Raw genomic sequence first — 8,087 nt, forward strand, 5'->3', positions numbered from 1 at the left:
CGGAGTTAGCACAATCTGGTGCCGGGTGTTACCCCGGCACCAGTGACCTGTTTGAGCGAGAGTTACTCGTCTTCCAGCTCGATGTTGATACCCAGCGAACGAATCTCTTTCAACAGTACGTTGAAGGACTCTGGCATCCCCGGTTCCATCTGATGGTTGCCGTCCACGATGTTCTTATACATCTTGGTACGACCATTCACGTCATCAGACTTAACGGTGAGCATTTCCTGCAGGGTGTATGCCGCGCCATATGCTTCCAGCGCCCACACTTCCATCTCCCCGAAGCGCTGACCACCGAACTGCGCCTTACCACCCAGCGGCTGCTGAGTAACCAGGCTGTAGGAACCGGTGGAACGCGCATGCATTTTGTCATCAACCAGGTGGTTCAGTTTCAGCATGTACATGTAGCCAACGGTAACCTGGCGCTCGAACTGCTCACCGGTACGACCGTCGAACAGTGTGATCTGACCGGAAGTCGGCAGGCCACCCAGCTGTAACAGTTCCTTGATTTCAGACTCTTTCGCACCGTCGAAGACCGGCGTTGCGATCGGCATGCCTTTACGCAGGTTTTCAGCCAGACGCAGCACTTCGTCATCGCTGAAGGTGCTCAGGTCGACTTTCTGACGAACATCAGCGCCCAGATCGTATGCACGCTGGATGAACTCGCGCAGTTTCGCGACTTCCTGCTGCTGTTTCAGCATGGCGTTAATCTTGTCGCCAATACCTTTCGCAGCCATACCCAGGTGGGTTTCAAGGATCTGACCGATGTTCATACGAGACGGTACGCCCAGCGGGTTCAGTACGATGTCTACCGGCGTGCCGTTTTCATCGTATGGCATATCTTCGATCGGGTTGATCTTGGAGATAACACCCTTGTTACCGTGACGACCTGCCATCTTATCACCAGGCTGGATCTGACGTTTAACGGCCAGATAAACCTTAACAATCTTCAGCACGCCCGGTGCCAGATCGTCGCCCTGAGTGATCTTACGGCGTTTCGCTTCGAGTTTTTTCTCGAACTCGTGTTTCAGTTCGTCGTACTGCTCAGCCAGCTGTTCCAGCTGATTCTGTTTCGCTTCGTCGGTCAGGCCGAGTTCCAGCCAGCGGTCGCGCGGCAGTTTGTCGAGCTTCTCAGCTTCAACGCCACCGGATACCAGCACGGAGTGGATACGGCTGAACAGGCCAGCTTCGAGGATCTGCAGTTCTTCAGACAGGTCTTTCTTCGCCTGTTTGAGCTGCATCTCTTCGATTTCCAGCGCACGTTTGTCTTTTTCCACGCCATCGCGGGTGAAGACCTGAACGTCGATAACCGTACCGGAAACACCGTTTGGTACGCGCAGAGAAGAGTCTTTAACGTCAGACGCTTTCTCACCGAAGATCGCGCGCAGCAGTTTCTCTTCTGGCGTCAGCTGGGTTTCACCTTTCGGCGTTACCTTACCAACCAGAATGTCGCCGCCGGTCACTTCTGCACCGATGTAAACGATACCGGATTCATCCAGTTTGGAGAGCGCAGCTTCACCCACGTTCGGGATGTCAGCGGTGATCTCTTCCGGCCCCAGTTTGGTGTCACGGGACACACAAGCCAGTTCCTGGATGTGAATAGTGGTGAAACGATCTTCCTGAACCACACGCTCGGAGACGAGGATGGAGTCTTCGAAGTTGTAACCGTTCCACGGCATGAACGCTACGCGCATGTTCTGACCGAGCGCCAGTTCACCGAGGTCGGTGGACGGACCATCTGCCAGCACGTCGCCGCGCTCAATCGGCTCACCCAGGTAAACACACGGCATCTGGTTGATACAGGTGTTCTGGTTAGAACGGGTGTATTTGGTCAGGTTGTAGATGTCGATACCTGCTTCGCCCGGGTACATCTCGTCTTCGTTAACTTTGATAACGATACGGGAAGCATCCACGTACTGAACGGTACCGCCACGTTTCGCAACGGCAGTTACGCCGGAGTCAACGGCAACAGCACGTTCCATACCGGTACCAACCAGCGGCTTATCAGCGCGCAGAGTCGGAACCGCCTGACGTTGCATGTTCGCACCCATCAATGCACGGTTGGCGTCATCGTGTTCCAGGAACGGGATCAGGGATGCACCGACGGAAACCACCTGCTGGGTGGATACGTCCATGTAGTCAACCTGGTCTGCGCTGAAGAGGCTTGATTCGCCTTTGCTGCGGCACGTTACCAGATCTTCTGCAAAACGCCCTTCTTCCGTCAGGTTGGTGTTCGCCTGAGCGATAACGTAGTTACCCTCTTCAATTGCAGAGAGGTAATGGATCTCGTCAGTCACCACGCCGTCAGTCACTTTACGGTACGGCGTTTCGAGGAAGCCGTATTCGTTAGTCTGTGCATAGACGGACAGGGAGTTGATCAGACCGATGTTCGGACCTTCAGGCGTTTCGATTGGACATACGCGACCGTAGTGAGTCGGGTGTACGTCTCGAACTTCAAAGCCTGCGCGCTCACGGGTCAGACCGCCCGGGCCAAGTGCAGAGATACGACGTTTGTGCGTAATCTCAGACAGCGGGTTGTTCTGATCCATAAACTGGGAGAGCTGGCTGGAACCGAAGAACTCTTTCACCGCCGCCGAAATCGGCTTGGCGTTGATCATGTCCTGCGGCATCAGGGTATCCAGATCGCCCAGAGAGAGACGCTCTTTCACCGCACGCTCTACACGCACCAGGCCAACGCGGAATTGGTTTTCCGCCATTTCGCCTACGGAACGGATACGACGGTTGCCGAGGTGGTCGATATCATCCACTTCACCGATGCCGTTACGGATACCGATGAGCTTCTTCATCACTTCGATGATGTCGTCGTTGCTCAGGATACCGGAACCTTCAATGTTGTCGCGCAGCAGAGAACGGTTGAACTTCATGCGGCCTACCGCAGAAAGGTCATAGCGGTCTTCGGAGAAGAACAGGTTTTCGAAGAGGCTTTCAGCCGCTTCGCGAGTCGGCGGCTCACCCGGGCGCATCATGCGGTAGATTTCTACCAGCGCGCTCAGACGATCGTTAGTTGGGTCGACGCGTACGGTTTCAGAGATGTACGGGCCGTGATCCAGATCGTTGGTGAACAGCGTTTCGATACGTTTGTGACCGGCCTGGCTCAGTTTAGCCAGCAGATCGAGCGACAGCTCCATGTTAGCCGGGCAGATCAGCTCGCCAGTGGATTCGTCAACGTAGTCTCTCGCCGCAACTTTGCCTGCGATGTACTCAACCGGCACTTCAATATGTTGGATTTCGTCTTTTTCCAGCTGACGAATGTGGCGCGCGGTGATGCGGCGGCCTTTCTCAACATACATTTTGCCGTTGGCTTCGATATCGAAGGAGGCGGTTTCGCCACGCAGGCGTTCCGGTACCAGTTCCATCTGCAGCTTGTTGTCGCGGATCTCAAAGACCACTTTCTCAAAGAACAGGTCAAGGATCTGTTCAGTGGTGTAGTTCAGCGCGCGCAGAATGATGGTTGCCGGCAGCTTACGACGACGGTCGATACGAACGAACAGGTTGTCTTTCGGATCGAACTCAAAGTCCAGCCAGGACCCACGGTAAGGGATGATACGTGCGTTATAGAGCACTTTACCGGAAGAGTGGGTTTTACCCTTGTCGCTGTCAAAGAAGACGCCCGGGCTACGGTGCAGCTGAGAAACGATAACACGCTCAGTACCGTTGATAACAAAGGTACCGTTGTCGGTCATGAGCGGAATTTCGCCCATGTAGACTTCTTGTTCTTTAATGTCTTTTACGGTGCCTTCCGGCGCTTCGCGCTCGTAGATCACCAGACGCAGTTTTACGCGCAGCGGGGCGGAGTACGTCACACCACGGATTTGACACTCTTTAACGTCAAATACGGGTTCGCCAAGACGGTAGCTGACGTATTGCAGTTCCGAATTGCCGCTGTAGCTCTTGATCGGGAACACGGAGCGGAATGCCGCTTCGAGCCCGTACTGGCCTTCAGGATCTTGCTCGATGAACTTCTGGAACGAGTCAAGCTGGATAGAAAGGAGATAGGGAACATCCAGTACTTGTGGACGTTTACCAAAATCCTTACGAATACGTTTTTTCTCGGTATAGGAGTAAACCATAGGGTTCCTCAGCTCGCTGACAAGTCGACCCATCTGCCCAGGGAAAGGACAGTTTGTGCAACACTATTTTTTTGACCGGAAAGTGGAGCACTTTCCGCAATGCTTGTTGCTATCACGCTTAAATCATTTCATTGCGATTTACACAGCGCCGAGCGACTGTCGCAGTATATTAAGTCGTCGATAGAAACAAGCATTGAAAAGGCAACAGGTAGTCAAACAGTGTGAAACACTACCAGCGCCTTCTACAGCGCAAAAAGGCTGGTGACCAAAAAGTCACCAGCCATCAGCCTGATTTCTCAGGCTGCAACCGGAAGGGTTGGCTTATTTAACTTCAACTTCAGCGCCAGCTTCTTCCAGAGATTTTTTCAGAGCTTCAGCGTCATCTTTGCTCACGCCTTCTTTCAGAGCGGCCGGAGCAGATTCTACCAGGTCTTTAGCTTCTTTCAGACCCAGGCCAGTTGCGCCACGTACTGCTTTGATAACAGCAACTTTGTTAGCGCCAACAGCTTTCAGAATAACGTCGAATTCAGTTTTCTCTTCAGCAGCTTCAGCAGCCGGGCCAGCAGCAACAGCTACAGCGGCAGCAGCAGAAACACCGAATTTTTCTTCCATTGCAGAGATCAGTTCAACAACGTCCATTACGGACATAGCGGAAACTGCTTCAATGATTTGATCTTTAGTGATAGACATTTAAATTGTTCCTGAATATCAGAATAAGTTTATACGTAAGCGAATGCGTTATAGAGAAAACTGCGATTAAGCAGCTTCTTTCGCATCGCGTACAGCAGCCAGAGTACGAACCAGTTTGCCAGCAGAGGCTTCTTTCATGGTTGCCATCAGGCGTGCAATTGCTTCTTCGTAGGTCGGCAGGGTTGCCAGGCGATCGATCTGGGACGCCGGGATCAACTCACCTTCAAAGGCAGCGGCTTTGACCTCAAATTTTGCATTCGCTTTCGCGAAATCTTTGAACAGACGAGCAGCAGCGCCCGGGTGTTCCATAGAATATGCAATCAGGGTCGGACCAACGAACGCGTCTTTCAGGCACTCGAACTGAGTACCTTCAACAACACGGCGCAGCAGGGTGTTGCGAACAACACGCATGTAAACGCCGGCTTCGCGACCTGCTTTACGCAGTTCGGTCATTTTATCTACGGTAACGCCACGGGAATCCGCAACAACCGCAGACAGCGCGCCTTTGGCTACTTCGCTGACTTCAGCAACAATCGCTTGTTTGTCTTGAAGATTTAAAGCCATTAGCTTTGCTCCTGGATGTTTGCCAGGGCTCATGCCCTGGAACTCACTTCACTCTTTTCAACGAAAAGAGCGTCTTAATACGGTGAGCAGAAACAAGCCAAAGAGTACTTAAAAAATATTCTTCAGGTTCTGTCACCGTCTACGCAGGGAATTAAGTCTCTTGCGAAACACCTGCGGTCTTCGACGGAGGCCTGGATAGGCCAGGCTCCAACGAACAAATCTGTTTGTTTGCTAGCTTACGCGAGCAAAACGCGGGGGAAGATTGTAGACAAATCCGCCACCCACGTAAAGGCGAATATTAGTTCGCCGCTGCGTTCAGACCAGCCTGGTCTACCGCAACACCAGCACCCATGGTGGTGGAGATGCTAACTTTCTTGATGTACACGCCTTTCGCCTGAGACGGTTTTGCTTTTTTCAGCGCAACCAGCAGAGACTCCAGGTTTTCTTTCAGTTTGTCAGCGTCAAAGTCCACTTTACCGATGGTGGTGTGGATGATGCCGTTTTTGTCGTTACGGTAACGAACCTGACCCGCTTTAGCGTTTTTAACCGCTTCAGCAACGTTCGGCGTTACAGTACCAACTTTCGGGTTCGGCATCAGGCCGCGCGGGCCCAGAACCTGGCCCAGCTGGCCAACAACGCGCATTGCATCCGGGGAAGCAATAACAACGTCAAAGTTCATTTCACCTTTTTTGATCTGGTCAGCCAGATCTTCCATACCTACCAGCTCAGCGCCAGCTGCTTTAGCAGCTTCAGCGTTCGGGCCCTGGGCAAATACGGCTACGCGAACAGAACGGCCAGTACCGTGCGGCAGTACAGTTGCACCACGTACGTTCTGGTCAGATTTACGTGCGTCGATGCCGAGGTTAACGGCAACGTCTACGCTTTCTACGAATTTAGCAGTGGCCAGCTCTTTCAGCAGAGCAATGGCTTCGTTGATGTCGTACTGTTTGGTCGCATCAACTTTGTCACGGATCACGCGCATACGCTTGGTCAGTTTAGCCATTTCTTAATCCTCCACTACCAGGCCCATGGAACGCGCAGTACCTTCGATTGAGCGAGTCATCGCTTCAATGTCAGAACCGGTCATGTCCGCGGCTTTAGTCTGAGCGATTTCCTGCAGCTGAGCGCGGGAGATGGTGCCCACTTTGTCTTTGTTCGGCTTGCCGGAACCAGACTTGATACCAGCCGCTTTCTTCAGCAGAACTGCTGCCGGAGGCGTTTTGGTAATGAAAGTGAAGGAACGGTCAGCGTAAACGGTAATAACAACCGGAATCGGCAGACCTTTTTCCATGGATTCTGTTTTTGCGTTGAACGCTTTGCAGAATTCCATGATGTTAACACCCTGCTGACCCAGAGCCGGACCAACCGGTGGGCTCGGGTTTGCCATGCCAGCTGCAACCTGCAGCTTGACGTAGGCCTGGACTTTCTTAGCCATTGAAATTTCCTCGTTTGGGTATAGCGCCCCGAAAGGCTCCCCGTGGTTAAAACTGTTTTACCGGTTCAGAACCCGTAAAAACAAAAGGCGCGAAATTGTATGTCAATTTCGCGCCCTGTGCAACGTTTGATCGCCGATTATTTAGGCTTTTTCGACCTGGCTGAAGTCCAGCTCTACCGGGGTCGCACGACCGAAGATAGAGACGGAAACTTTCAGGCGGGACTTCTCGTAGTCCACCTCTTCAACCACACCGTTAAAGTCGGCAAACGGACCATCGCTAACGCGGACCATTTCACCCGGCTCGAACAGCGTTTTCGGACGCGGCTTATCACCAACCTGCTGCAGGCGGTTCATGATCGCATCCACTTCTTTGTCGCTAATCGGCGCCGGACGATCGGAGGTACCACCGATGAAGCCCATTACGCGCGGAACGCTGCGCACCAGGTGCCAGCTGGCGTCGTTCATTACCATCTGGACAAGTACGTAGCCCGGGAAGAATTTGCGTTCGCTTTTGCGACGCTGGCCGCCACGGATTTCGACCACTTCTTCGGTCGGCACCATAACTTCGCCAAACAACTCTTCCATGTTGTGTAATTTGATATGCTCGCGCAGCGAAGTTGCTACGCGGCCTTCAAAACCGGAAAACGCCTGAACGACGTACCAGCGCTTTTTAGGAGCTTCAGACATCTCAGAACCTCAGGCCAGTGATAAAGGAAACCAGGCGGACCAGAATACCATCCAGCCCCCACAGGATCAGTGACATAACTGCGGTGACCGCAGCCACAATCAACGTGGTGTGCAATGTTTCCTGACGAGTGGGCCAAATCACTTTACGTACTTCGGTTCTCGCTTCACGGGCAAAAGCAACGGTCGCTTTTCCCTTCGTCGTCAACAGCGCGACACCACCTGCTGCAGCAATCAGAATTACAACTGCCAGCGCGCGGAGCGGCAGCATCATGTCACGATAAAGATAGTTGCCAACGATAGCCACGAGCAGCAGTACTGCAACAACAACCCACTTCATCGCTTCCAGGCCGCGCCCGCTCCCTTGAGCTTCGGTATTCGCACTCATAAACCAACCTGTCACAAGAATTCAGACAAACATTTTTGCCCCGCATAAGCGAGGCAACCAAACCGAAATGCTCTGGCGAGTTTCGGACTCACGCCCTCTTCAGAGCCTGTCTCAGCAATGATTATGGACAAAAAAATCACTGATGAGCCAGGTTCTGGATCGAAAGCGTACAAAAAGGGCATCAAATGATGCCCTTTTCTTGCGCATTGCGTCAAATGTTATCAGCGATTAGCTG

7 protein-coding genes are annotated in these 8,087 nt (G+C 52.8%); all 7 read right to left on the reverse strand.

The annotated features are described in order from the left end of the window. Nucleotides 1-62: 62 nt before the first annotated feature. Complete coding sequence (gene rpoB / locus N7V53_RS21940; protein ID WP_279794943.1) at nucleotides 63-4,091, reverse strand: DNA-directed RNA polymerase subunit beta; 4,029 nt, start codon at nucleotides 4,089-4,091, stop codon at nucleotides 63-65. A 321-nt stretch (nucleotides 4,092-4,412) separates the two neighbouring features. Next, nucleotides 4,413-4,781: a 50S ribosomal protein L7/L12 gene (gene rplL / locus N7V53_RS21945; RefSeq protein ID WP_023479395.1), complete on the reverse strand. Its 369-nt coding sequence runs from the start codon at nucleotides 4,779-4,781 to the stop codon at nucleotides 4,413-4,415. A gap of 66 nt (nucleotides 4,782-4,847) precedes the next feature. Beyond that, a complete protein-coding gene (rplJ, locus tag N7V53_RS21950; protein ID WP_007704673.1) occupies nucleotides 4,848-5,345 on the reverse strand; it encodes a 50S ribosomal protein L10 in 498 nt (165 codons plus the stop codon). A 298-nt stretch (nucleotides 5,346-5,643) separates the two neighbouring features. Next, nucleotides 5,644-6,348: a 50S ribosomal protein L1 gene (gene rplA, locus N7V53_RS21955; protein ID WP_023479399.1), complete on the reverse strand. Its 705-nt coding sequence runs from the start codon at nucleotides 6,346-6,348 to the stop codon at nucleotides 5,644-5,646. 3 nt (nucleotides 6,349-6,351) lie between these two features. Then, nucleotides 6,352-6,780 (reverse strand): 50S ribosomal protein L11, encoded by a 429-nt coding sequence (gene rplK, locus N7V53_RS21960; RefSeq protein ID WP_054804427.1) that lies wholly within the window; start codon nucleotides 6,778-6,780, stop codon nucleotides 6,352-6,354. Nucleotides 6,781-6,921: 141 nt separating this feature from the next. Further along, nucleotides 6,922-7,467, reverse strand: coding sequence for a transcription termination/antitermination protein NusG (gene nusG, locus N7V53_RS21965; protein ID WP_006816549.1), 546 nt, complete (start codon nucleotides 7,465-7,467; stop codon nucleotides 6,922-6,924). Nucleotide 7,468: 1 nt separating this feature from the next. Then, nucleotides 7,469-7,852 carry a preprotein translocase subunit SecE gene (secE, locus tag N7V53_RS21970; RefSeq protein ID WP_003033128.1) on the reverse strand — a complete coding sequence of 128 codons (384 nt, stop codon included), beginning with the start codon at nucleotides 7,850-7,852 and terminating at the stop codon, nucleotides 7,469-7,471. Nucleotides 7,853-8,087 lie beyond the last annotated feature (235 nt).

Origin of the sequence: Kosakonia sp. HypNH10, assembly GCF_029850615.1 — a bacterium.
GTDB classification, from domain to species: Bacteria; Pseudomonadota; Gammaproteobacteria; order Enterobacterales; family Enterobacteriaceae; genus Kosakonia; species Kosakonia cowanii.

Excerpts from the sequence above, each read along its gene's own strand:
- rplA (WP_023479399.1), bottom strand. The coding sequence starts at position 6,348 with ATGGCTAAACTGACCAAGCGTATGCGCGTGATCCGTGACAAAGTTGAT.
- rplJ (WP_007704673.1), bottom strand. The coding sequence starts at position 5,345 with ATGGCTTTAAATCTTCAAGACAAACAAGCGATTGTTGCTGAAGTCAGC.
- rplL (WP_023479395.1), bottom strand. The coding sequence starts at position 4,781 with ATGTCTATCACTAAAGATCAAATCATTGAAGCAGTTTCCGCTATGTCC.
- rpoB (WP_279794943.1), bottom strand. The coding sequence starts at position 4,091 with ATGGTTTACTCCTATACCGAGAAAAAACGTATTCGTAAGGATTTTGGT.
- nusG (WP_006816549.1), bottom strand. The coding sequence starts at position 7,467 with ATGTCTGAAGCTCCTAAAAAGCGCTGGTACGTCGTTCAGGCGTTTTCC.
- rplK (WP_054804427.1), bottom strand. The coding sequence starts at position 6,780 with ATGGCTAAGAAAGTCCAGGCCTACGTCAAGCTGCAGGTTGCAGCTGGC.
- secE (WP_003033128.1), bottom strand. The coding sequence starts at position 7,852 with ATGAGTGCGAATACCGAAGCTCAAGGGAGCGGGCGCGGCCTGGAAGCG.